Annotated in this window: 17 protein-coding genes and 1 pseudogene; 11 read left to right on the top strand and 7 right to left on the bottom strand. The window is 67.5% G+C overall.

What is annotated here, in order from left to right:
• Positions 1 to 67: 67 nt before the first annotated feature.
• From xylB to QAD21_RS22760, 3 genes are read right to left on the bottom strand one after another with little or no spacing between them, the layout of a single operon-like run.
• Entirely contained in the window at positions 68 to 1,468 is a 1,401-nt protein-coding gene (gene xylB / locus QAD21_RS22770) for a xylulokinase (RefSeq protein ID WP_065629463.1), read from the bottom strand.
• Positions 1,465 to 2,940: a mannitol dehydrogenase family protein gene (locus tag QAD21_RS22765; RefSeq protein WP_137810248.1), complete on the bottom strand. Its 1,476-nt coding sequence runs from the start codon at positions 2,938 to 2,940 to the stop codon at positions 1,465 to 1,467. The genes xylB and QAD21_RS22765 overlap by 4 nt, the downstream gene beginning before the upstream one ends.
• A complete protein-coding gene (locus QAD21_RS22760) occupies positions 2,937 to 3,995 on the bottom strand; it encodes an NAD(P)-dependent alcohol dehydrogenase (protein ID WP_137810260.1) in 1,059 nt (352 codons plus the stop codon). Before QAD21_RS22760 ends, QAD21_RS22765 begins: the two co-directional genes overlap by 4 nt.
• A gap of 150 nt (positions 3,996 to 4,145) precedes the next feature.
• Here QAD21_RS22760 and QAD21_RS22755 point away from each other — a divergent pair, with 150 nt between their 5' ends.
• The 6 genes from QAD21_RS22755 to QAD21_RS22730 all read left to right on the top strand — a co-directional run bounded on the left by QAD21_RS22755 (position 4,146) and on the right by QAD21_RS22730 (position 10,504).
• Complete coding sequence (locus QAD21_RS22755; protein WP_137810249.1) at positions 4,146 to 5,186, top strand: sugar-binding domain-containing protein; 1,041 nt, start codon at positions 4,146 to 4,148, stop codon at positions 5,184 to 5,186.
• Positions 5,183 to 6,541, top strand: a complete 1,359-nt coding sequence (locus tag QAD21_RS22750; RefSeq protein ID WP_137810250.1) for a sugar ABC transporter substrate-binding protein — start codon at positions 5,183 to 5,185, stop codon at positions 6,539 to 6,541. Before QAD21_RS22755 ends, QAD21_RS22750 begins: the two co-directional genes overlap by 4 nt.
• Before the next feature lie 2 nt (positions 6,542 to 6,543).
• A complete protein-coding gene (locus tag QAD21_RS22745; RefSeq protein WP_137810251.1) occupies positions 6,544 to 7,497 on the top strand; it encodes a sugar ABC transporter permease in 954 nt (317 codons plus the stop codon).
• Entirely contained in the window at positions 7,497 to 8,384 is an 888-nt protein-coding gene (locus QAD21_RS22740) for a carbohydrate ABC transporter permease (protein WP_249356277.1), read from the top strand. The genes QAD21_RS22745 and QAD21_RS22740 overlap by 1 nt, the downstream gene beginning before the upstream one ends.
• 55 nt (positions 8,385 to 8,439) lie before the next feature.
• The gene (gene ugpC, locus QAD21_RS22735; RefSeq protein WP_058252812.1) at positions 8,440 to 9,546 is read left to right on the top strand and encodes a sn-glycerol-3-phosphate ABC transporter ATP-binding protein UgpC; all 1,107 of its coding nucleotides are present in this window, start codon (positions 8,440 to 8,442) and stop codon (positions 9,544 to 9,546) included.
• A gap of 175 nt (positions 9,547 to 9,721) precedes the next feature.
• Entirely contained in the window at positions 9,722 to 10,504 is a 783-nt protein-coding gene (locus QAD21_RS22730) for a sulfite exporter TauE/SafE family protein (protein ID WP_137810252.1), read from the top strand.
• Between the two features lie 51 nt (positions 10,505 to 10,555).
• Here QAD21_RS22730 and QAD21_RS22725 read toward each other — a convergent pair whose 3' ends face one another.
• Positions 10,556 to 11,509, bottom strand: coding sequence for a DUF808 domain-containing protein (locus tag QAD21_RS22725; RefSeq protein WP_137810253.1), 954 nt, complete (start codon positions 11,507 to 11,509; stop codon positions 10,556 to 10,558).
• Between the two features lie 133 nt (positions 11,510 to 11,642).
• Positions 11,643 to 12,962, bottom strand: a complete 1,320-nt coding sequence (locus QAD21_RS22720) for an MFS transporter (RefSeq protein WP_065629457.1) — start codon at positions 12,960 to 12,962, stop codon at positions 11,643 to 11,645.
• Positions 12,963 to 13,077: 115 nt separating this feature from the next.
• Here QAD21_RS22720 and QAD21_RS22715 point away from each other — a divergent pair, with 115 nt between their 5' ends.
• The 5 genes and pseudogenes from QAD21_RS22715 to QAD21_RS22695 all read left to right on the top strand — a co-directional run bounded on the left by QAD21_RS22715 (position 13,078) and on the right by QAD21_RS22695 (position 21,104).
• Positions 13,078 to 14,754 carry an AMP-binding protein gene (locus tag QAD21_RS22715; protein WP_065629456.1) on the top strand — a complete coding sequence of 559 codons (1,677 nt, stop codon included), beginning with the start codon at positions 13,078 to 13,080 and terminating at the stop codon, positions 14,752 to 14,754.
• A gap of 46 nt (positions 14,755 to 14,800) precedes the next feature.
• Positions 14,801 to 16,005, top strand: a pseudogene (locus QAD21_RS22710) (acyl-CoA dehydrogenase family protein).
• An 8-nt stretch (positions 16,006 to 16,013) separates the two neighbouring features.
• Positions 16,014 to 17,090: an acyl-CoA dehydrogenase family protein gene (locus QAD21_RS22705; protein ID WP_065629454.1), complete on the top strand. Its 1,077-nt coding sequence runs from the start codon at positions 16,014 to 16,016 to the stop codon at positions 17,088 to 17,090.
• Positions 17,091 to 17,496: 406 nt separating this feature from the next.
• Positions 17,497 to 19,170, top strand: coding sequence for an HNH endonuclease signature motif containing protein (locus tag QAD21_RS22700; protein ID WP_065629516.1), 1,674 nt, complete (start codon positions 17,497 to 17,499; stop codon positions 19,168 to 19,170).
• A gap of 287 nt (positions 19,171 to 19,457) precedes the next feature.
• Entirely contained in the window at positions 19,458 to 21,104 is a 1,647-nt protein-coding gene (locus QAD21_RS22695) for an acyl-CoA synthetase (protein ID WP_065629515.1), read from the top strand.
• Positions 21,105 to 21,163: 59 nt separating this feature from the next.
• On the opposite strand, the gene QAD21_RS22690 is transcribed toward QAD21_RS22695, so the two are convergent.
• Both QAD21_RS22690 and QAD21_RS22685 read right to left on the bottom strand, forming a co-directional pair.
• Positions 21,164 to 22,444, bottom strand: coding sequence for a competence/damage-inducible protein A (locus tag QAD21_RS22690; protein ID WP_065629453.1), 1,281 nt, complete (start codon positions 22,442 to 22,444; stop codon positions 21,164 to 21,166).
• An 87-nt stretch (positions 22,445 to 22,531) separates the two neighbouring features.
• Positions 22,532 to 24,064, bottom strand: a complete 1,533-nt coding sequence (locus tag QAD21_RS22685; RefSeq protein ID WP_065629452.1) for a catalase — start codon at positions 24,062 to 24,064, stop codon at positions 22,532 to 22,534.

The raw sequence follows: 24,064 nt of genomic DNA, 5'->3' as shown, positions 1-24,064 counted from the left end.
CCCGGGCGATTGTCCCGGCAAGTGCGCACGGCCGCCCGACGTTCGGCGTATCCGGGCCGCCGCAGTCCTACCGCCCCGCCGCGCGTTCCACCATGAGCGAGGCCTCCCGGTAGTGCGCGTACACCTCGGGCGTGGGCGTCCCGGTGAGCGTCTGGGTCGATGTCTCCCACGCGGGCAGTTCACCGGTCAGGGCCCACGCGGCCTGTCGCGCCGCACCGAGCGCCACGTGTTCGCCGTCGGCGGGGACGACGACCTCGCCGCCGAACAGAGCCGGTGCGATGTGGCGCACCGCAGCCGACTTCGCGCCACCCCCGGTGAGCAGCACACGCTCGACGTCGATGCCCTGCTGCTCGATCCGTTCGCGGCAGAACACCAGCGACGAGACCAGGCCCTCGACGGCCGCGCGGGCGATCGCGGCCGGGGTGAAGTTGGCCGCGGTCAGCCCCGTCAGCGTGCCGGTCGCGTCGGGGAGGTTCGGCGAGCGCTCGCCGGCGAAGTAGGGCACCATCGTGACGCCACCCGCGCCGGGCTCAGCCGACATGGCCAACCGGGCGAACTCGGCCAGGTCCACGCCGAGCATCGACGCGGTCGACGCCAGCACCGGGGCGCCGTTCAGGGTGCAGACCAGAGGCAGGTGACGCCCGGTCGCGTCCGCGAACCCGGCCACCAGACCCGACGGATCATTCGGCGCCACGTCGCCGACGGCGCTGACCACGCCCGACGTGCCCAGGGAGACAACGGCATCCCCGGGGCCGGCGTGCAGTCCCAGTGCGGCTGCGGCGTTGTCGCCCGCGCCGGCGCCCACGACGACGCCGGTCGGCGTGCCGCCGGCCCGTTCCGCGGGGCCGAGGACCCGGGGCAGAAGTGGTCGACGGCCGCGGAACGCGGCTTCGAGCAGATCGGTTCGGTACTCGCCGGTCGCCGCGCTGAAATAGCCGGTGCCGGAGGCGTCGCTGCGGTCGGTCGTCAGCTCGGCGAGGTCGTGACTGTCGCGCAGTCGCCAGGTCAGCCAATCGTGCGGAAGGCAGATCGCAGCCGTGGCGTCGGCGTGCGCCGGTTCGTGGTCGGCCAGCCAGCGGAGTTTGGTCGCGGTGATGGAAGCCACCGGCACCACCCCGACAGAGCGTGCCCACTGCTCGGATCCGCCGAACTCGTCGACGAGAGCAGCAGCGCTCGGTGCGGATCGGGTGTCGTTCCACAGCAATGCTTCCCGGACCACCCGGCCGTTCCCGTCCAGACAGACCATGCCGTGCTGCTGGCCCGCCACGGACACCGCGGAGACGTCGTCGAAGCCGCCCGCGGCGGCGACCGCAGTGCACAGTGCGTCCCACCAGTGATCCGGGTGTACCTCGGTACCGGCGGGGTGCGCAGCGTGCCCGGTGCGCACCACCTGCCCGGTGTCGGCGTCACAGACGACCACCTTGCATGACTGGGTCGACGAATCGATCCCGGCGACCAGCGTCGTCATGCGAGCAGGTCGATCAGTGTCGCGCGGGTTCCCTTGCTGCGCAACGACTCAAGCGCCGACAGATACGGAGTGGTGAACAGCGGATCCTGGGCGAGGGTACCGAACAGCTCGGGGTCGGCGACGAAGGCCAGCGGGTCGGTGCGGGACCGTTGCGCTCGCGGAACGAGTTCGGCCGCAAGGGGGTCGACGACGTCGATCGGTTCCCCCGCCTCGTCGGTGCCCTCGGCGTAGCGGGTCCAGCTCGCCACGACCGCAGCGGCGAGGTCGCTTCGCCGGCCCTGTTCGAGGCGCTCGCGGATCACCGGGACCAGCCACTTCGGGATGCGGTCGGAGGAGTCCTGGCACAGTCGCGCGATGGTGTCACCGATCGCCGGGTTGGCGAAACGTTCGAGGAGGGTGTCGATGTACTCCTCGACGTCGACGCCGGGAAGCGGACGGAGGGTGGTTGCGCCTTCTTCGGTCATGTAGCGGTGCAGCAGGTTCCGGATGTCCGGGTCGGACGACGCGTCGTGGACGTAGCGGTACCCGAGCAGATATCCGAAGTAGCACAGCGCCTGGTGACCGGCGTTGAGCAGTCGCAACTTCATCAGCTCGTACGGGGTGACGTCGTCGACGACCTGGACTCCCACCTGCTCCAGTGCGGGGCGTCCCATCGAGAACTCGTCCTCGAGCACCCACTGCGTGAAGGGCTCGGCGACCACCGGCCAGTTGTCGTCGACACCGGTGCGATCGGCGACCTCGGCGGCCAACTCGGGCGGTGTGGCCGGGGTGATGCGGTCCACCATCGAGTTCGGGAACCGGGTGTTGGATTCGATCCACGCGGCCAGTTCCGGATCGCGCAGCTGCGCATAGGCGAGGAAGGTCGATCGTGCCATGTGCCCGTTGCCCTGGATGTTGTCGCACGACATGACCGTGAACGACGGGACACCGCGGTCCCGGCGCCGCGCGAGTGCCTCGGTCACCAGCCCGAAGACGGTGCGTGGCGGCGCACTGGCCTCGAGGTCGGCGACGATGTCCGGGCTCGTGGCGTCGAACTCACCGGTCGACGGTGAGAAGTTGTAGCCGCCCTCGGTCACCGTCAGCGAGACGATGCGTGTCGCCGGGTCGCTGAGCCGCTCGATGACCTTCTCGGGATCATCAGGAGCGTAGAGGTATTCGACGATCGATCCGATCACCGAGGTCTCGACGGCACCGTCGGGGTGTTTGAGGGTGAGCGTGAACAGTCCGTCCTGCGGCCCCAGGGCGTCGCGCATCGCGGCGTCGGCCGTGCGGACGCCGACCCCGCAGATGCCCCACTCGCGCGCCGACGCGTCGGTCGCGAGGAGACGGTCGAGGTACATCGCCTGGTGTGCACGGTGGAACGCACCCACACCGAAGTGCACGATCCCGGGGGTGACGCCCGAACGGTCGTAAGTGGGGACCTCCACGCCGGCGAGGTCCGACACCGTCTCGTTGTTCAGGGGTGTGTTCATCGAAGAGTTCCTTCCGTCTCGTTCGGGGCGGTGTCGGCGCCGGGCCCGGGCTGGTATCTCGAAAGAGACGGGTATACCACGGCTTTGATGGTGCCGGGTGTGCGATCGGAGTCGAGCGCGTCGGCGAGCTGGTCGAGTCCGAACCGGGCGGTGACCATGGCGTCGAGGTCGACGGCGCCGGTCCGGACCAGTGCGAGGGCCGTCGGCCAGGTGTTGGCATAGCGGAACACCCCGGTCAGCACCAGTTCGCGGTTCTGGATGAGCGACACCGGCAGTTCCATCGAGTCGGCGCCCATCCCGACGAGGACGACGCGCCCGCCGGGACGCACCCGGGCCAGTCCATCCCGAACCGCACCCGCGACACCGCTCGCATCGACGAAGGCGTCGACGGGTTCGCTCCCGGTTCCGGGCTCGATCACCGTGGTGGCACCGAATTCGAGTGCGCGAGAACGTCGCTGCGCATCGGGCTCACTGACGACGATGCGCGCGAGACCGGACGCCCGGGCGACCTGCGCCACCATCAGGCCGATCGGACCCGCGCCGGCGATCAGGACCGAGCCGCCCACCGACGCCTCGGCTTTGCGCATCGCGGCGATGCCCACGGAGAGCGGCTCGAACAAGGCGGCGGCCTCGTCGGAGACCTCGGGTGGTACGGGATGCGCGAAATCGGCTCCGATGGTCACGAATTCGGCGAAGGCGCCGTCCACCGGAGGCGTCGCGTAGAACCGCATGTGTGGGCACAGGTGGTAGTCACCGCGTCTGCTCTCCGCTGTGGTCGGGTCGGGACGCTGCGGTTCGATGGACACCCGCTCGCCGACCCGGCCCGGGTCAACCCCTTCCCCGACGGCGACGACGACCCCGGCCGCCTCGTGACCGAGGACGAGCGGTTCGCGGACCACGAACTCGCCGATCCGTCCGTGACGAAAGTAGTGGGTGTCGGACCCGCAGACCCCAACCGCGCGCACGGCCACCGTGACGTCACCGGGCTCCGGGTCCGGCGACCTGCGACTTTCGGTGGTCACCGAGAGATCGGGATGCAGGACGGCGGCGCGCATCGCGTCGGGAACGTCCGCTATGGGGCGATCGGCTGTTGCGTGGGTCACACCCGGATGCTAGCTTATTGAGCACATTGACCGCCAGTGAGCAGATGCTCACCGTCGTTGGCTCAACGAGCGACGGCGACGACAGGGACGGGGCACGCGACCATGGCACCTCGGAAGTCGACGAGCGACGACGGCGAGCCGTCCGTCTCGACAGTCCGCGCGGCCTCGCGCGGAACCCCCGACTCCGGCCAGGACCTGCGTCTTCTCGTCCGCGCCGCGACCATGTACCACCTCGAGGGGCTCACCCAGGCCGAGATCGCATCACGCCTGGGCGTCTCGCGGCCGACCGCCGGTCGGCTGGTGGCGCGGGCCCGGGCGCAGGGCCTCGTCCGCGTGTCCGTGGCTGCGCCGGCGCACCTCTCGGCCTCGATCCACACCGATCTCGAACGCGCGGTGGAGGAGACCCTCGGTCTCGACGAGGTGCTCATCATCGACGAGGTGGCCGACGGCACCACCACCGGCAACGCCGCGCTCGGCCGCGCCGGGGCCTCGGTGCTCACCCGCCGCATCCAGGCGACCGACACCTTCGGATTCACCTGGGGGCCGGAGCAGGTGGCTGTCGCCGACGCCATGGCCGCATCGGCGTCATGTCAGCGGGTCGTGCAGATGGACGGCTCGATGACCTCGGTGGAGTACCACACCGGCGTCGACCATGCACTGTCCCGGTTCTCCGAACGTCTTCATGCCCGTCCGCTGCGGCTGGTCGCACCGCTGTATGTCGACCCGGAGACGGTCACCGCCGTGAACCGTGATTCGATTCTGTCGCAAGCGCTCGCGGCGGCACGTGGTGCGCAGGTGATGCTCTTCGGCGTCGGGTCGGTGTCGACGTCGACCACATTGTTCGAGGGATCGTTCATCGATGCCGTCGTCCTCGACGAGCTCCTGGAACTCGGCGCGGTCGGAGAGATCGGCGGACGCTTCTATGACGCGCACGGCGTCGCGGTGCCCTCCAGTCTCGTCGATCGGACCGTCTCGGTGTCCCTCGACGCGGTACGGGCCTGCCCGACATCGATCCTCGTGTCCGGTGGCACACACCGTCGCGAATCCATCCTCGGTGCACTGCGCGGTGGCTACGCCACCATTCTCGTCACCGACCTCGCCACCGCCGAATGGCTTGTGGTGCAAGAGAAAGGCGGACAATGATGTTCTCCCGACACCGAGTGCGATGGGCGCTGGGTGCGATCATCGCGACCGTGACGCTGGTGCTGACCGGCTGCTCCGGCGCCGGTTCACTCACCGGCGGCGGTGGTCGCGAGATCACCGTCGCGATGGTCTCCAACTCGCAGATGCAGGACGCGGTGAAGCTGTCCAGGCAGTTCGAGGAACAGAATCCCGGCGTCACGGTGCGATTCGTGACCCTCTCCGAGAACGAGGCGCGGGCCAAGATCACCGCATCGGTGGCCACCGGCGGCGGTGAGTTCGACGTCGTGATGATCAGCAACTACGAGACCCCGATGTGGGGCGAGTACGGCTGGCTCGTGAATCTGACCCCGTACATGGATGCCGATCCCGAGTACGACGTCGACGACTTCATCCCGACGCTGAAAACGGCTCTCTCTCACGACGGTTCGATGTACTCGGCGCCCTTCTACGGCGAGTCGTCGTTCCTGATGTACAACAAGAAGCTCTTCGCCGAGGCGGGGGTGTCGTTGCCGGCCCAGCCGACGTGGCCCCAGGTCGCGGAGGCGGCAGCCAAGCTCGACAACGAGCGCACCGCGGGCATCTGCCTGCGCGGCAAGCCCGGCTGGGGTGAGGTGCTCGCCCCGCTCAACACGGTGATCAACGCCTTCGGCGGCCGCTGGTACGACGAGGACTGGAACGCGCAGCTCAACAGTCCGGAGGTCGCCGCGGCGGTGAAGTTCTACGTCGACACCGTCCGGAACCACGGCGAGGCCGGCGCCGCGTCGTCGGGCTTCCAGGAGTGCGGAAACCTGTTGTCGCAGGGCCAGGTCGCGATGTGGTACGACGCGACCTCGGCGGTGTCGGTGCTCGAGAGCCCGGACACCTCGTCGATCGCCGGGGACGTCGGCTACCTGCCGGCGCCCAGTATGGCCAAGGGAGACAACGGCTGGCTCTACACCTGGTCGCTGGGCATCCCCACCAGCAGCGAGCACCAGGACGAGGCGTGGAAGTTCATCCGGTGGATGACCAGCAAGAGCTACATCGAGTACGTCTCGGAGACGCTGGGGCCCAGTCACGTTCCACCGGGCAGCCGACTGTCCACGTATGAACTGCCGGCGTACAAGGAACTCGCCGCTCCGTTCGCCGAGCAGACACTGAGCGCGATGCGCGCAGCGAACCAGTTGAAGCCGACCCTCGAGCCGGTGCCCTACACCGGCGTCCAGTTCCTCGCGATCCCGGAGTTCCAGGACCTCGGAACCCGGGTGAGTCAACAGATCTCGGCAGCCATCGCCGGTCAGATCAGTGTCGACGACGCGCTCGCCCAGGCACAAGAGTACGCCCAGGTCGTCGGCAAGTCCTACCAGAGGGAGCAGTGATCATGGCCACCGCAGTCTCCACTCCACCACCCGACACGACCCCGAAGGCACCGCTGACGTCCTCGCGTGATCACGTCACGCGCGCCGAGGGCTGGCGGCGTCGCGGCCCGCTCCTGCCGGCCCTGATCTTCTTGATCGTGGTCACGCAGATCCCGTTCGTGTTCACGCTGTACTACTCCACCCAGTCATGGAACCTGGTGCGTCCGGATTCCCGTGCGTTCGTCGGCCTCGACAACTATGTCGCGGTCTTCGGCGACAGTCAGTTCTGGCGGGTGACGGTCAACACAATCCTGCTGATCGTGGGCACGGTGCTCATCTCGGTGCTCCTCGGTCTGATGTTCGCCCTTCTGCTCGACCGGAAGTTCCTGGGCCGAGGCGTGGTTCGGACACTGCTCATCACGCCGTTCCTGGTGACCCCGGTGGCGGCCGCGCTGCTGTGGAAGACGAGCTTGCTCTCGCCGACCAACGGACTCGTCAACTGGGCGCTGAGTCCGTTCGGTGTCGAGACCGACTGGCTGTCGGAGTTCCCGCTGATGAGCGTGATGGCCGAATTGGTCTGGCAGTGGACGCCGTTCATGATGCTGCTGATCCTCGCGGGCCTGCAATCGATGCCCCGTGACATCCAGGAAGCGGCACGCGTCGACGGCGCCACGAGCTTCCGGCTCTTCCGGGAACTCACCCTCCCGCATCTGCGCCGGTTCATCGAACTCGGTGCGGTGCTCGGGGCCATCTACCTGGTGAACACCTTCGACGCGGTGTACATGATGACCTCCGGTGGTCCGGGCGTCTCCAGTTCGAATCTGTCGTACTACATCTACCAGCGCGCGTTCCTCGGCTTCGACATCGGCCAGGCCGCCGCGATGGGTGTCGTGACGGTGATCGGCACGATCGTCGTCGCCACGCTCGCCCTGCGACTGATCTTCAAATCATTCTCCGGAACAGAGGAGCCGGCCTGATGACCACCGACATTCGCTCCGACCATGCGTCGGCCGGCAATACAGAAGACAAGTCCGGCACCGAGATCCGCCGTCGGCGACAACCACGCCAGGCAGCCCTCACCGCCGTCACCTGGATCCTGGCCATCGGGTTCTTCTTCCCGGTGCTCTGGATGGTGCTGACGGCGTTCAAGCAGGAGAGCGACGCCGCGACGAACCCGCCGACCTTCATCTTCGAGCCGACGCTGCAGCAGTTCCGCGACGTCTTCGACGCGGGAATCGCCACACCCCTGTTGAATTCCTTGTTCGCGACGATCGTGTCGACGATCCTGGTGCTGTTGCTCGGCGTGCCGGCTGCGTTCGCGCTGTCGCTGCGCCCCGTACGCAAGACCAAGGATGCGCTGTTCTTCTTCATCAGCACCAAGATGCTGCCGATCGTCGCCGCAATCATCCCGCTGTACGTGATCGTCGGTGAGATCGGGATGCTCGACAACATCTGGACGCTGGTCATCCTCTACACCGCGATGAACCTACCGATCGCGGTGTGGATGATGCGGTCGTTCTTCCTCGAGGTCCCCGGTGAACTCCTCGAGGCCGCCAGCATCGACGGCGCTAGCCTGTGGACCTCGGTGCGTGAAGTGATCCTCCCGCTCATCTCGCCGGGAATCGCAGCGACAGCACTGATCTGCGTGATCTTCTCGTGGAACGAATTCTTCTTCGCCGTCAACATGACCGCGGTCAACGCGCAGACGATGCCGGTGTTCCTGACCGGTTTCATGTCCGGCCAGGGCCTGTACTGGGCGCAGCTGTCCGCCGCATCCGTGCTCGCCGCGCTGCCGGTCGTCATCTGCGGCTGGATCGCCCAGAACAAGCTCGTCCGTGGACTCTCGTTCGGCGCGATCAAGTGATCCATTCCGTCTGACACGCACTCGCACAACACTTTTGTAGAAACCGGAGAACATCATGGCTTCCATCACCTACGACAAGGCCTGCTGCGTCTACCCCGGCGCGGACAAACTCGCCGTCGACTCACTGAACCTGGACATCGACGACGGTGAGTTCGTGGTCCTCGTCGGACCGTCGGGCTCGGGCAAGTCCACCGCCCTGCGCATGCTCGCCGGGCTCGAAGAGATCGACTCGGGTCAGATCCGGATCGGTGGCGACAACATGGTCGGCGTCGCGCCCAAGGACCGCGACATCGCGATGGTCTTCCAGAACTACGCGCTGTACCCCAACAAGACCGTCGGGGAGAACATGGGTTTCGCGTTGAAGATGCGCGGCGTGCCCGCCGACGAGCGCAAGCGCAAGGTCGCCGAGGCCGCGCGGTTGCTCGACCTGACCGACTTCCTCGACCGCAAGCCGGCGAAGCTGTCGGGTGGCCAGCGGCAGCGTGTCGCCATGGGGCGGGCCATCGTTCGCGAACCGCAGGTCTTCTGCATGGACGAGCCGCTGTCGAATCTCGACGCCAAACTCCGCGTTCAGACCCGTACCCAGATCGCGGCCCTGCAGCGGCGTCTGGGCACCACGACCGTCTATGTCACCCACGACCAGGTCGAGGCGATGACGATGGGGGATCGTGTCGCTGTCCTCAAGAACGGTGTGCTGCAGCAGTTCTCCACGCCGACGGAACTGTACGACCGTCCGGTCAACGCATTCGTCGCCGGGTTCATCGGCTCGCCGGGGATGAACCTCTTCGTGGCGCCGGTCGTCGACGGTGTGATCACCGTGTCAGGTGCCGCCGTGGACATCGACGCCGAAGCGCAGGCCGCGCTGCGTCGTTCCGGTCTGGAGTCCGTGGTCGTGGGCATCCGTCCGGAGCACCTCGCGTTGTCCGACGGTGGCACCGGACTCAACGCTGACGTCGCCCTCCTGGAGGAACTCGGCAGCGAGACCTACATCTACGCCAACCTCGCCGACGACTCGGTCCGCAATCTCGACGGCGATCCGATGGTGATGGTCGCGCGGTCTGCCGACCGGGCCCCGGCCAAGCGCGGTGAGGGTATCCGCCTGCGCCAGTCCGACAGTGCGGTGCACCTCTTCGACCCGTCCACCGGAGACCGCATCAACTGATCGACCCGTCGACTGGGCGTCGTCTCGCGACGCGAGATTCTCCGCTGGTCGAGCCCTGTTCTCCGCTGGTTGAGCTCCGTTCTCCGCTGGTTGAGCCGTCTTCTCCGCTGGTTGAGCCCTGTCGAAACCACCCCGGTGCAGCCGCTGTAGATCTCGGAGGGCACCCTCGGAGACTGTGACCATCTGGGAACTAGTCGTCGTACTCGTCGCCGGCGTCGGGGCGGGCGCGATCAACGCCCTCGTGGGCAGCGGAACCCTCATCACGTTCCCGACGCTGGTCGCGTTCGGCGTCCCGCCGGTCACCGCGACGATGTCCAACGCGATCGGCCTCGTCGCCGGCGGGGTGTCCGGAACGTGGGGATACCGGCGTGAACTCGAGGGCCAGTGGCCGCGCCTCCGGTGGCAGATTCCGGCGTCGTTCACCGGCGCGATCGCCGGCTGCTGGCTTCTGCTCCATCTGCCGGAGACGGTGTTCGAGACCGTGGTCCCGATTCTGCTCGTCGCCGCGCTGATCCTCGTCGTCGCGCAGCCCTACATCCAGAGATGGGTGGGCACTCGCACGTCCCTCGGCGGAGACCTCACGCCATCGCATCTCGGTCCCCTGCGGGTCGTGGCGATGACCATCGGGACATTCGCCGTCGGTGTCTACGGCGGCTACTTCACCGCCGCGCAGGGCATCCTCTTGATGGGCATCCTGGGGGTGGTCGTACCGGACCACCTGCAACGGCTGAACGCGGCCAAGAACCTGCTGTCCCTGGTGGTCAACGTCGTCGCCGCCGTCACGTACACGCTGGTCGCGGTCGACCGGATCGATTGGTGGGCCGCGGCGGCCATCGCCGTCGGCTCGCTCATCGGCGGTTTCCTCGGCGCCAGGTACGGGCGGCGCCTCTCCCCCCGCGCGCTTCGCGGGGTGATCGTCGTCGTCGGGCTCATCGGCCTCTGGCGACTGCTTGCGTGATCCCGGGGTGCACGGTCGACGTGAATCGACGCCCAGTCGACGGGCCTCGGGTCAGTGCGCGGCGGCGGTGTCCTTCTTGCGCCGCGGGATGACGTGCAGGATCGCCACGATGATGGCACCGACCACGAGGCCGACGACGGCGGAGAGCACGGTGCCCGCCGTCCAGGGCAGCACGGCGCCGAAGCCGCCGTGGACAAGCTCTTCGAACCAGTGCTCGACGTCGTGGAGCCGATCGGCGGGCCAATGGAAGCCGGCCTCGCCGACGTTGACGATCAGGATGTGGCCGCCCACCCAGAGCATGGCCGCGATACCGACGACCGTCAGCGTCGACATGATCTTGGGCATGGCGCGGACCAGACCGCGGCCGATCTTCTGGACCGTCGGCGACTCGCGCTGCGCCAGTGCCAGCCCGACGTCGTCCATCTTCACGATGACGGCGACGACGCCGTAGACGAGCGCGGTGATCAGGAAGGCGACGACCACGAGGACCGCGAGACGGGTCCAGAACGGTTCGGACTCGACGGAGGACAACGAGATGACCATGATCTCGGCGGACAGGATCAGGTCGGTGCGGATCGCGCCGCTGACCATCGTCTTCTCGAACTCCGGACCGGCTTGACCGGCGGTCTGCTCCTCGGCGTGGTGGCCGCCGCCGACCGCCTCCCAGACCTTCTCGGCGCCCTCGAAGCAGAGGAACAGGCCGCCGGCGATCAGCAGGTAGGGAAGCGCCTGTGGGAGGAACTGGCTGAGAATCATCGCCACCGGCAGGATGATCAGCAACTTGTTGCGGATCGAGCCCAGGGCGATCTTGCGCACGATCGGCAACTCGCGGTCGGGCGTGAACCCGTGGACATAGCGAGGTGTGACCGCGGTGTCGTCGACCACGACTCCCGCCGCCTTGACGCTGGCCTTACCGGCCGCCGCGCCGATGTCGTCGAGAGATGCGGCGGCCGCCCGGGTGAGGGTCACGATGTCATCGAGCAGGGCGACGAGACCACTGGCCACGTGAACCTCCGGGATTCGAGGAACTGAGTTCTCGAACAGTATGCCGAAACGGACGCGGACCACACCGTGCAGAGGCGGTCCGCGTCCGTTTCGTCGGATTCGGTTGTCGGGCGCCGGATGACGCCGGGTTGGGTCAGGTACGCGCGGGAACGGCCGGGGTGTCGTCGGCAGCGTCACCGGCCTCGCCGAGTCCGCGGCGCTTCCGCCGGATCGTCAACAGCGTCAGCAGACCGATCGCGCTCGAACCGATGAGGAAGTAGGCGGGGGAGAGCGAGTTGTCCGTGCGGTCGATGAGCCACGTGGCGATGTAGGCGGCGGTCCCGCCGGCCAGGACCGTCGACAGGTTGAAGCCGAGGGCGACACCGGTCAGACGAACCTTCGTGTCGAACAGCGACGGGAACAGCGGCGCCGTGGCGACCTGGATCAGCGGGGTGCACAGTGCGAACACCGCGAAGGCGATGGCGGCCACCGCCAGGCCGTGACCGGTCATCAGAGCCATCGCGGGGTAGGCGAGGGTGGCGGCGGTGAGCAGGCCGGCGATGAGGACGGGCCGACTTCCGAAGCGGTCCACCAGGATTCCCGCCAATGGCATACACGATGCGATGAAGACGATCACGCCGGCGGCGGTCCAGGTGACCGCGGTCTGACTGTATCCACCCTCGCGGACGAGGTGGATGCCGATGTAGGTGAGCACCATGTACCCGGTCGCGTTCTGGGCGATACCCAACCCGAGGACCTGCAGTACCTGGGCGGGCTGACTGCGCAACAGCTCTCGGAGCGGCGCCTTCGGCAGTTCGCGCCGTTCGGCGGTCTTGGTGAACTCGGGCGAGTCCTCGATGCGGGTTCGCAGCCACAGGCAGAGCACCAGCAGCGGCAGGCCGGCGACGAACGGGATGCGCCAGCCCCAACTGTCCATCTGGGCCTCGGAGGTCAGTGCCGAGGTGGTCGCGACGACGATCGCAGCCAGGGCGAAGCCACTGTTCGAGCCCAGTGCGACGATCGATCCGCCCAGACCGCGACGCTTCGGTCCGACGATCTCGTAGACGTAGGTCAGCGCGCCGCCGAGCTCGCCGCCCGCCGAGAAGCCCTGGAGCAACCGGGCGATGACCAGCAGGATCGGCGCGAGGACCCCGACCGCGGCGTAAGTGGGCAGCAGGGCCATGAGCGTGGTGCCCACACCCATCAGGATCACCGACACCAGGAGCGCACGCTTGCGGCCGAAGCGGTCGCCGAGACGTCCGAAGAAGATGCCGCCGATCGGCCGCATCAGATATGCCGACGCGAAGACGGCGAGGCTGGACAGCAGCGAGGCGGTCGGGTCATCGCTGGGGAAGAACAGCGGGCTGACCACGACCGCGAGGTACGCGTACACCGTCAGGTCGTAGTACTCGACCACCGTTCCGATGCCGGCCGCGACGACCGCTCGCCGACTCCGTCGATCCTGGGATGCCATGAGGTCTCTTTCTGGGAATGGACTCTGGGGGCACTAATATGTACATATTTAGTGAGACGTGGGTTACTGTAGAACGCGTCACGAGCAATCGGCAAGAGCATCCGGAGGAATCACCATGCGTCCCACGCACTCTCCACGTCCCGATCTCGCCGTGCGCTACCGGGCGGCGGGGCATTGGCGCGACCAGACGGTCGATCACTTCCTCGAGCGGGCCGCCGCGCGGTATCCCGACACGGTCGCGGTCATCGACGGCGACCGGCGGCTGACCTTCGCCGATGTGGAACAGCAATCCTTGCGCCTGGCCGCGGCGCTCCACGACCTCGGTGTGCAGCCGGGCGACGTGGTGTCGTTCCAGCTCCCCAACTCGGCCGAGGCGGTCGTCGTCTTCCATGCGATCCATCGGGTCCGTGGTGTCGCCAACCCGATCGTGCCGATCTACCGGGAACGGGAGGTCGGGTTCATCCTCGGCCAGGCGGGCACCAAGGTCGCCTTCGTTCCCGGAACACACCGAGGATTCGATCACGTCGCGATGTACGCAACTCTCCGACAACGACTTCCGGAACTGGACCTGGTCGTCACGACCGGCGGTCCAGCAGCCGACGACCAGACCGTCGGACTCGCCGATCTCATCGCCGTCGCGACACCGGAGATGATCGAGGCGGTGCGCGCGCTGCCGCCCGCCGATCCCGACGACGTGTGCCTGCTGCTGTACACATCGGGAACCACCGCGGACCCGAAGGGCGCGTTGCACAGTCACAACACCCTCGTGTTCGAGAACATGTCGATGATCGACACGTTCGGGCTCAACGAGCGCGACGTCGTGTTCAACCCGTCGCCGGTGACACATGTGACGGGCGTGAACTGCGCCCTCATGCTGCCGTTCCTCCTCGGTGCACCGGTGGTGCTCCAGGACGCGTGGGACCCGGAGGTTGCGCTGGCGAGGGTGCTCGAAGAGCGCGCCAGCTTCATGATCTTCGCGACTCCGTTCCTGCGTGGCCTCGTGGACGCGGCCGTCGCCCGTGGCGTACGCACACCGTCGGTGCGCTACATCATCTGCGGGGGCGCCGACATCCCGGACTCGCTGGTGACCAGATCCACCGAGGTGCTGGGCACCGTGACGCGGATGTACGGCGCCACCGAGGGGCCGTCGGTGACGTCGGCGAACAGGTTCGACGATCCCGGTCTGCGGACCGGAACGGACGGGCGCGTGCTCGCCCCGACCGAGGTCATCGTGTCCGACGGCGCCGGGGGCATCGCCGCGACCGGCGTCGTCGGTGAGGTGCTGTGGCGCGGGCCCGACACCTTCCTCGGATACCTCGACGCATCGCTCAACGACGAGGCCTTCACCGCCGACGGGTTCTTCCGCAGCGGTGATCTCGCCTACTTCGACGCCGACGGTGGAATCCACATCGTCGGCCGGATCAAGGACATCATCAATCGGTCCGGCGAGAAGATCAGCACCCACGACGTCGAGAACGAACTGAGTGAGCATCCCGCGGTCTCCGAGATCGCGGTCGTCGCCGGGCCGGACGCCCGAACCGGGGAGCGGGGCTGCGCCTTCGTGGTCACCCGGGACGCCGTCGACCTCACCCTCGAAGAGGTTCGAGAGTTCCTCTCCGCGAGAGGAATCGCGATGCAGAAGGTCCCGGAGAGCGTGTTCGTCGTCGACTCCCTGCCGAAGACGGCCAGCGGGAAGATCCAGAAGTTCGCCCTCCGCGACTGGACCCGCGACCGCACGACCACACCGCCGCAGATGCAGGCCGTGACCATCTCCGCGGCGCACGAACGGTGAGAAACCCAGCAGGACAGCAAGACCGAGCAGGACAGGAACGACGAGAATGACGACGACCGCACCGGGCGCGATCACGCTCGATGACTACGAAGAGCAGGCGCGGGCCTGGCTCGACGCCGAACTCCCGGCCCGGGCTGCACAGGAGCACGACCCGACCTACGCCATCTTCCACAATCGGACACACGACGAGGAACGTGCGCTGATCGACGCGGCGCGAGCGTGGCAGGCCCGACGCGTGGACGCAGGCTTCGGCGCGATCACCTGGGGCCCGGACTGGGGCGGACCGGGTCTCACCGCGGGCCACGAACGCGTCTACGTGAACCTCGAACGCGGGTACCAGGCCCCCGACCGGCACGAGAACGTTTTGGTGACAGTCGAACTGGTGGCGCCGACCCTGCACGCACTCGGGACCGACGAGCAGCGGGAGCGGTTCGTCCGCCCCTTCCTGCGCGCGGACGAGCTGTGCTGCCAACTGTTCTCCGAGCCCGGGGCGGGTTCGGACCTGGCCGGCTTGTCGACGAAAGCCGTTCGGAGTGGGGACACCTGGCGGATCAACGGCCAGAAGGTGTGGAGTTCCGGCGCGCAGTTCTCCGAGTGGGGTCTGCTCATCGCCCGGTCCGACCGGTCGCGCCGAAACACAAGGGCATGACCGCATTCATGGTCCCGATGGACACGCCCGGCGTGGAGGTGCGGCCGATCCGGCAGATGTCCGGTGGGTCGACGTTCAACGAGGTCTTCCTCTCCGACGTCGAACTCCCGGACTCCCTGCGGGTCGGTGCCGAAAGCGACGGATGGAAGGTCGCGCTCACCACACTCGGTTTCGAGCGGAACTCCAGCGCCGGGATCGTCAGTGCCGGCGGTAACAGTGTCGACCTCGCCCGCCTCGCCGACCGTCTCGGACTGTCCGACGACCCGTTGGCCCGCCAGCAGCTCGGCGACGCCGCGATCTATGAACGGGCGGCGGCCCTCATGGTGGCGCGCTACGCCGAACGTGAACGGGCCGGTGCCGTCCCGGGTGTCGAGGGCTCCATCGGCAAACTCGTGTGGACGCAGAACCTGAAGCGCGTCGGCGACGCTGCGGCGTCGTTCCTCGGCGACCGGATCGTGGCCGACACCGGCCAGCCCGACACGTTCGCATGGTCGGAGCATCTGCTCGGCGCACCCGGGTACCGCATCGCGGGCGGCTCGGACGAGATCCAACGGAACATCATCGGCGAACGCGGCCTCGGACTGCCGCGCGAACCCCGCTAGGAGTACACATGCCCATCGAACTCACCGTGGAGCAGCGCGATCTGCAGGCCGCCCTCACCGATGCATGGTCGGAACACGCTCCGGCGCAGGATGTCTGGCCGTCGATTCGGGAACTCGGACTGACCGAGATCCCGTTTCCGGAGGATCTGGGCGGGGCCGGGTACGGGGTGAAGGACGCGTCGGTCGTGATGACCGCCCACGGTCGCTGTCTCGGTTCCTCGCCGTACCTCTCGTCGGTGATCATGGCCGGCCTCACCCTGCTCCATGCCGCCGACGACGAGGGGCAACGGGCACACCTGCCGGCCATCGCGTCCGGGGAGCGGCGCGCCGCACTCGTCTGCGGCCCCGCCGTGGTCTCCTCGTCGATCGGTGCGGAGGTCACCGATGAGGGAACGCTCGTCCTGAACGGACGGCAGGACGTCGTCCTCGACGCGGCGTCGGCCGACGTGCTCGTGGTCGTCGCGCATACCGCGTCCGGTGTGGAACTCGCCGTCGTCGACGGCAGCTCTGCCGGTGTCGGCCGCCACCAGCGTGAAAGCCTGGATCTCACACGAGAGTTCGCGACTGTCGAGTTCACCGGTGTCGAGGCGACCCGGGTGTCGGGCCCGTATCTCGAGGAGCGGCTGCGCCGGGTTCGGTCGCTGCTGATGATCGCCCTGGCCGCCGAGCAGGTGGGTATCGCCCGCCGGTGCCTCGAGATGACGGTGGACTACGCGAAGACGCGTCAGCAGTTCGGTCGCACGATCGGATCCTTCCAGGCGCTCAAACACCGCCTCGTCGACATGCTCGTTGCCACCGAGCTCGCCGAGGCGACGGTCCTCGACGCCGCGGATGTCGAACGCTTCGACGACGCGGATCTGGCCGAGCGGGCCGCATCGGCTCGCGTGCTGGCCTCGCGGGCCGCCATGTACGCCGCGGAGGAGGCCATCCAGATCCACGGCGGGATCGGGTTCACGTGGGAGCACCCGCTGCATCACCACTTCCGGCGGGCCAAGACCGACCAGTTGTTGTTCCAGGACGACGACGTGCACCTCGACACCGTCGCGCGCGCCATGCTCGGACGGGCCCGCGCGGCGTCGGTGTGAGCGCCGGCGGAGTGGTTCCGGATCGGCGCGTTCGACCTACCCGCCGTCGCTGACCTGCGGAGCGCTCGTCGCGCAGCCGCGAAATCCGTCGCTGGTCGAGCCGGCCCCGAGCGGAGCGAGGCGCCCCTCCCCGCGCTGGTTGAGCTGGCACACCTCCGCCGGTTGAGCCGGCAACGAGCCGCTAGGCGAGTCGCCGTGTCGAAACCACCTGGCGACCCGACGATCTCATCCGCCGCCAACCCGGACGGAACCATACCGCAACGCCCAGAACCTATTTCGTCTACGACGCGTCATCTGCTGTGGAGACTCATCCAGGTTTTGTCGGTGGTCGGGTTTACATTGGTCGTATCAGATCACCCAGCTCGGGGCGGGTGATGAAAATCAGGCGTCGGGGGGCGTTGTGCGGGTGTGGACCGATCTACCGAGCGAGTTCGTCGCCGGGGTCGATCCTGCCCACGCCGCCGAGACCGACATGGTGTTGTTGATGGCCGGCCTCGACGCCACCCGGCGCGGCGAGTCATACCTCGCCTGGCACCGCTATCAGACGATCACGGCGATGACCGACCGCCTGATCACCACCAGCGCATCGGGGTTCGTGATGGACGGCCACGCGGACTGCGCCGCCCGCATCGCCCGCCAAGCCGGGGTGTCCCGCCGGCACGCCGAAACCCTCATCGACGAGGCCATCGCACTGCGCGATCGGCTACCCGAGGTAGCGGACACGCTGCGTGACGGGGTCCTGTCGCAGTGGCAGATCCGGTTGGTCATCTCCCGCACCGAACTGATCCCCACCGATGACCCGATCACCCCCGCGTTGGATGCCGAGATCGCCGACACGGTGCGCCGCCGAAAAGGCGTGTGGGATCGGGCCCGGTTGCGCGACATGGTCGACCGCCTCGTCTTCCGCCACGACCCCGACGCGGTACGCCAACGCCGCAAAGACGCCATGGACCAGCGTGGGGTGTGGACCCACGAACTGCCCGACGGCACCGCCGAACTCACCGCCGTGATGTCGGCGGAAAACGTGCGGATCTCGGCCAAAGCCGTCGCCATCCTCGCCGACTCCGTCTGCAAGCGGGATGGCCGCACCCAGGGGATACGACGATCCGATGCGATGTTCGCGCTGTTGACCCGCACCAGCTTCGACTGCCAGTGCGACGATGAACAGCCGTGCACCGCCGACATCCCCGACCCGCAGAGCGTCCTCAACGCGGTCCGCGCTGAGGTCGTGATTCATGTGGTGACTGATGCCGCGACCCTGGCCGGGGCGCCCGGGGTGGGGTTTCTCGACGAGCACGGCATCATCAGCGATGAGCATGTCCGTGACCTCGCCGCCCGCCCCGACGCCACCCTCACCCCGGTCACCCCCGCCCGCACCCAACCCACCTACGTCGCCGATACCGCCGACGATGCAGCGCAGCGAACCGCCCATCGCCCCGCGCCTGCCGGTGCACCCAATTCGACCGCCCACGGCGGCACTGATGTCGACGCAGCCGAACCCGGTGACGTCCGCGGAACCGGTGGCCTCGCCTCGGGCGTAGCAGTGGTGTATCCGGCGACCCATCCCGGCAACGGGTACCGGCCCACCACCTCGTGTGCTGATTTCGTGCGGGTGCGGGACGGCTATTGCACCGAACCCGGCTGTATCCGTTCGGCATTCGCGTGCGATCTCGACCATGTCACCGAGTACGACCACACCGACCCCGCCCGGGGTGGGGCGACGTCGAGTGAGAACCTCAACGCCAAATGCCGTCCCGGTCACCTGATGGAGACCCACGGGGACTGGGTCGATGTGCAGTACCGCGACGACGACGGACGCCTGGTCACCGAATACGAAACCCCCGAAGGGGTCACCCTGCCCGGCGACGCCGAAACGCTGGAAGACACCTTCCCGAACCTGCGGCGTATCCGGTTCGAACAAGCCGCCCAAGCCCCACCCACCCCACGCGTCATCGCCTCCGACAACCCGGAGCGCACCACCAGCCGACTGGACGCCAAACTGGCCCGCCGGCGACACGAACGCGCCCGCAACAAACGAGCCCGCGAAGAACTCGACCGCATCGACCCACCGCCGTACTGACCCGAGAGCACGTGGGGCCTCCAATCTGATGACGCGAGTTGTCAGACTTGGTAGCCTGTCGCCACGAGATCGCCGTTCGGTCGACCCCATCGGGACGGCGAACGGTGGCCTGAGTGCGAAATACGGTGAACTGAGTTGTGTGACAACCGATTCGGGTGAAACGGACATCGGTCGGCATATCCTGCACCTGTGGCACGGCTGGTGACGACGGTGACCAGAGTGCGTCGGGCGCGTAGTGAACCTGAAGAGAGCGACGACGCGGCCCAGCCGCGGAAGGTGGGGTGGACATGGTCTCGGTGACCGGTGCAGTCGGCACGGTGATCGAATCGGCGCAGGACGCGTTCGGTGCGTTCCAGGTGCTGCGGCGGTCGGGCCTGGTGGATCCCACGAAACCCAAGGAGCTGCTGACCACGGTCAAGCGGGCCAAGATCATCGGTCCGTGTGCGGCGGCTGTGGCACACGGTGCCGACGAGTATCCCGAGGCCGGAGCCGTCGCCGACGAGCACGGCGAACTCACCTTCGGTGAACTCAATGCGCACGCCAACGCTCTCGCCAACCACCTGCTCGCGTCCGGCATCAAGCCGGGATCGGTCATCGGCGTCATCGCGCGGGACCATCGGGGTCTGCTGACCACCATGAGCGCCGCGGGCAAGGCCGGGTTTCGTCTGGCCATGATGAACACCGGCTTCGGCAAGACGCAGTTCGCCGAGGTCGCCGAACGCGAGAAGATCGTGGCGATGCTCTACGACGAGGAGTTCACCGATCTCGCCGACGCCCTCCCCGCCGACACCCTGCGCATCGTCACCTGGATCGACGGCAACCGCCCCGTCGGCGACGGCGTCCAGACCCTCGACGACATCGCAGCCACCGGCGATACGTCGACTCCGCCCGAACCCGCCGCGTGGGGCGGACTCGTCATCCTCACCAGCGGCACGACCGGACTGCCCAAGGGCGCCCAGCGATCCAAGATGTCGCCGTTCGCCAGTGCGCTTCTGCTGGACCGGATCCCGTTGCCGCAGCGCAGCGCCATGGTGATCGTCTCGCCGATCTTCCACTCCACCGGTTTTGCGTTGTGGGGGGTGGGGACTGCGCTGGGCAACAAGACCGTGGTGATGCGTCGGTTCGACGCGGAGAAGACCCTCGCCGCGATCGCCGAGCACAAGGCGGAGGTGCTGGTCGCCGTCCCGACCATGCTGCACCGCATGGTCGCCCTGGGTCCCGACGTCATCGGCAAGTACGACCTGTCATCGCTGAAGATCGTCGTGCTCGCGGGTTCGGCTCTGTCGCCGACACTTTCGGAAGCCATTCAGGACACGTTCGGTGACGTGCTCTACAACCTCTACGGCTCCACCGAGGTTGCGATCGCCACGGTCGCGCAACCGAAGGAGCTGCGCCTGGCACCGGGGACGGTGGGCCGCGCACCGGTCACCAGCCGACTCGCGCTCTTCGACGACAAGGGCAACCGGATCTCCGGGACCAACGTGCGCGGCAGGCTGTTCGTGCGCAACGGCGCCCCGTTCGAGGGCTACACCGACGGCCGCAACAAGGAGATCATCGACGGTTACATGTCCACCGGCGACATGGCCCGGTTCGACGAGCACGGGCTCCTCCACATCGACGGCCGCGACGACGACATGATCGTCTCCGGAGGCGAGAACGTCTACCCGCTCGAGGTGGAGAATCTGCTCGGTGAGCATCCCGACATCGACGACGTGGCGGTCATCGGCGTCGACGACGACGAGTACGGAAAACGCCTGCGCGCCTTCATCGTCGCCGCCGAACATGCGAACCCCACGCCTGAGGACATCAAGGCGCACGTCAAGAAGCACCTCGCCCGGTACAAGGTGCCCCGCGACGTCGTCTTCGTCGATGACCTGCCCCGCAACCCCACCGGCAAGCTCGTCCGCCGGCACCTCCCGACCGGCCCGCTCTGACCCTTCGAGGCTCGTCGTTTGCGCTCCTCGCACCTCAGGGAGCAGGGGGTTGGCTCGCGTCAGGAAGTGCCCGAGGTCAGCGCGCGTACGACGAGATGCAGTGCGGCAGTGGTGGTCAGCGACCGGACACGCTCGCGGTCACCGGGGAACTTGCGCGTGACGGTGACCGTGGGCCGGTCGCGTAGAGCCACACCGAAGCACACGGTGCCGACCGGTTTCGTCTCGGTGCCGCCACCGGGGCCGGCCACTCCGGTGGTCGACACCGCGACATCGGTACCGAACCGTGCGAGCGCACCCTCGGCCATCGCGGCGGCGACCTGCTCGCTGACGGCTCCGTGCGTGGCGATGAGCTCGGCCGGGACGTCGAGCAGATCCGACTTGGCGTCGTTGGAGTACGACACGACGCCACCCATCACATAGGCCGACGAGCCGGGCCGGTCGGTGAGCCGCGCCGCGACGAGTCCGCCGGTGCACGACTCGGCGGTCGCGATCAGTCGCCCGTCCAAGGCGGCGACCAGGAGATCGTCGATCGTGGAACCGTCGGTCGAGAAGATCTGCCGCCCATGATGTTCGACGAGGAGGTCGAGGAGGGAGTCGTAGACCGACGCATCAGCTGCGGCGAATCGGGTGACCATGTCGAGTTCGCCTCGCCGCAGGCAGGTGGTGATCTCGAGTTGCCCGAAGGCGGGGATCGCGGTCTCCGCCGATCGCAGCGTCTCGGCGAGTTCCGCTTCGAGGAGACCGTAGGCGCGGATGGTCGCCTGACGCAGATCGTCGGCGCGTGACAGGACGTCGGCGACGGCAGCCGTGGCGATCGCGGTCGGCCACATCGCCTGGAGCTCCGAGGGCGGGCCGGGCAGGACGACGATCGTCGGCACGCCGGCGGCAGCGGGGATGACGACACCCGGCGCGGTGCCGGTCGGTGGTACCGGAACTGCCCCGACCGGTACCAGGGCCTGCTTGCGGATACCCGCCCTCGTCGGGCCGGAATCGACGTCGAATCCGATCCCGCGCCAGCGCTGGATGATCGCGGCGATGTGCTCCTCGAGTCCGGGATCGAGGAGTAGTTCGCGGCCGCAGAACTCGGCGACGGTGGCGACGGTGAGGTCGTCGGCGGTGGGGCCGAGCCCGCCGCTGGTGACGATCAGATCCACCTGCTGCTCGGCGAGGAAGCGCAGTTGCGCGGTGAGGTCGGCGGGCCGGTCGCCACAGATCGTGATGTGGGCGACGTCCACCCCGAGTTCGAGGAGTTCCTCGGACAGCCAGGGCCCGTTCTGGTCAGTGATCCGGCCGGTGAGGACTTCGGTTCCGGTGACCACGATGCCTGCGCGCACACTCACGCCATCGAGCCTAGTAGGCCACCGACGCAGAACGCGCCCCCGTCAGAGGGCGCGTTCCACGGTTCGGTGCGAACTGCGCGGAGAATGTCAGGCCTTCTCGGCCTTGGCCTTCTCCTGGGCGGACGACCGGGCGGGGTTGGCCTGGTCATCGGCCTTCGGATCGGATTCGTCCTGCTTCTCGGTCACACCGGACTTGATCCGCGCACCGATGTCGGGGTCGACGCGATGCCAGTATTCGAACGCCCGCTGGAGGATCGGTTCGGAGACACCGTTGAGGAGGTGCCCGACGACGTTGTCCACGAAACGTTCACGCTGCTCGTCGTCGAAGACCTCCCGGACCATCGTCCCCGCTTGACCCCAGTCGTCGTCCTCGGGATGGTCGACGTAGGCGCTGCGCAGGATCTCCCCGTTCGCCGCCCACTGCGGTTCGCCCTGGCCGGGATACAGCGCCGACGGGCCGCCCTTGGAATTGGGTGCGTAGACCGGGTCGGAGACGTTGTGGATGCGCATCGCCCCGTCCTTGGAGTACGAATGCACTTCGTTCTTGGGCGCGTTCACCGGGATCTGCTTGTAGTTGCCGCCGATCCGGTGGCGATGGGCGTCGGCATAGGAGAACACGCGCGCGAGCAGCATGCGGTCGGGACTGAAACCGATACCCGGCACGACGTTGTTCGGCTCGAACGCGGCCTGCTCGATCTGCGTGTGGTGATCGACCGGATTGGTGTGCAGGGTCATCTTGCCGACCTCGATGAGCGGGTAGTCGCCGTGCGGCCACACCTTCGTCAGGTCGAACGGGTTGAACCGGTAGCTCACCGCGTCGTCGAAGGGCATCAGCTGCACCTTGAGAGTCCAGCTCGGATGGTTGCCCGCCGCGATGTTCTCGAACAGGTCCCGAGTGTGGAAATCGGTGTCCGCAGAAGCCATCTGGTCGGCCTCGTGCTGGGTGAGGTGCTCGACTCCCTGGTCGGACTTGAAATGGTACTTGACCCAGTGCTTGACACCTTCGGCATTGACCCACAGGTAGGTGTGCGAGCTGTATCCGTTCATGTGGCGCCAGGTCTTGGGAATCCCCCGATCGCCCATCAGCCAGGTCACCTGATGCGCCGACTCCGGCGAGAGCGTCCAGAAGTCCCACTGCATGTCGTGGTCGCGAAGGTTGTTGTCCTGACGGCGTTTCTGCGAACGGATGAAGTGCTGGAACTTCATCGGGTCCTTGACGAAGAAGACCGGCGTGTTGTTGCCGACCATGTCGTAGATGCCTTCGGACGTATAGAACTTCAGTGCGAAACCGCGCGGGTCGCGCCAGGTGTCTGGGCTACCGCGCTCGCCCGCGACCGTCGAGAACCGCGCCACCATCTCGGTTTTCACGCCGGGCTGGAACAGCGCCGCGCACGTGTAAGCCGAAATGTCTTGCGTGGTCTCGAAGGTGCCGAACGCGCCGCTGCCCTTGGCATGTGGCTGGCGTTCAGGGATCCGCTCGCGATTGAACTGGGCCATCTGCTCGATCAGGTAGTGATCGTGCAGGACGATCGGGCCGCCGGCGCCGACCGTCAAGGAGTGTTCGTCACTCCCCGCGGGTGCTCCCGAATCCCGGGTGGTGAACAGAGAATCGTCGGACAT

The sequence above is a fragment of the Gordonia sp. SMJS1 genome, from assembly GCF_029866425.1.
GTDB lineage: Bacteria > Actinomycetota > Actinomycetes > Mycobacteriales > Mycobacteriaceae > Gordonia > Gordonia hongkongensis.
Note: the sequence above shows the minus strand (reverse complement) of the source record. Positions and strands in the feature narration are given on the sequence as shown.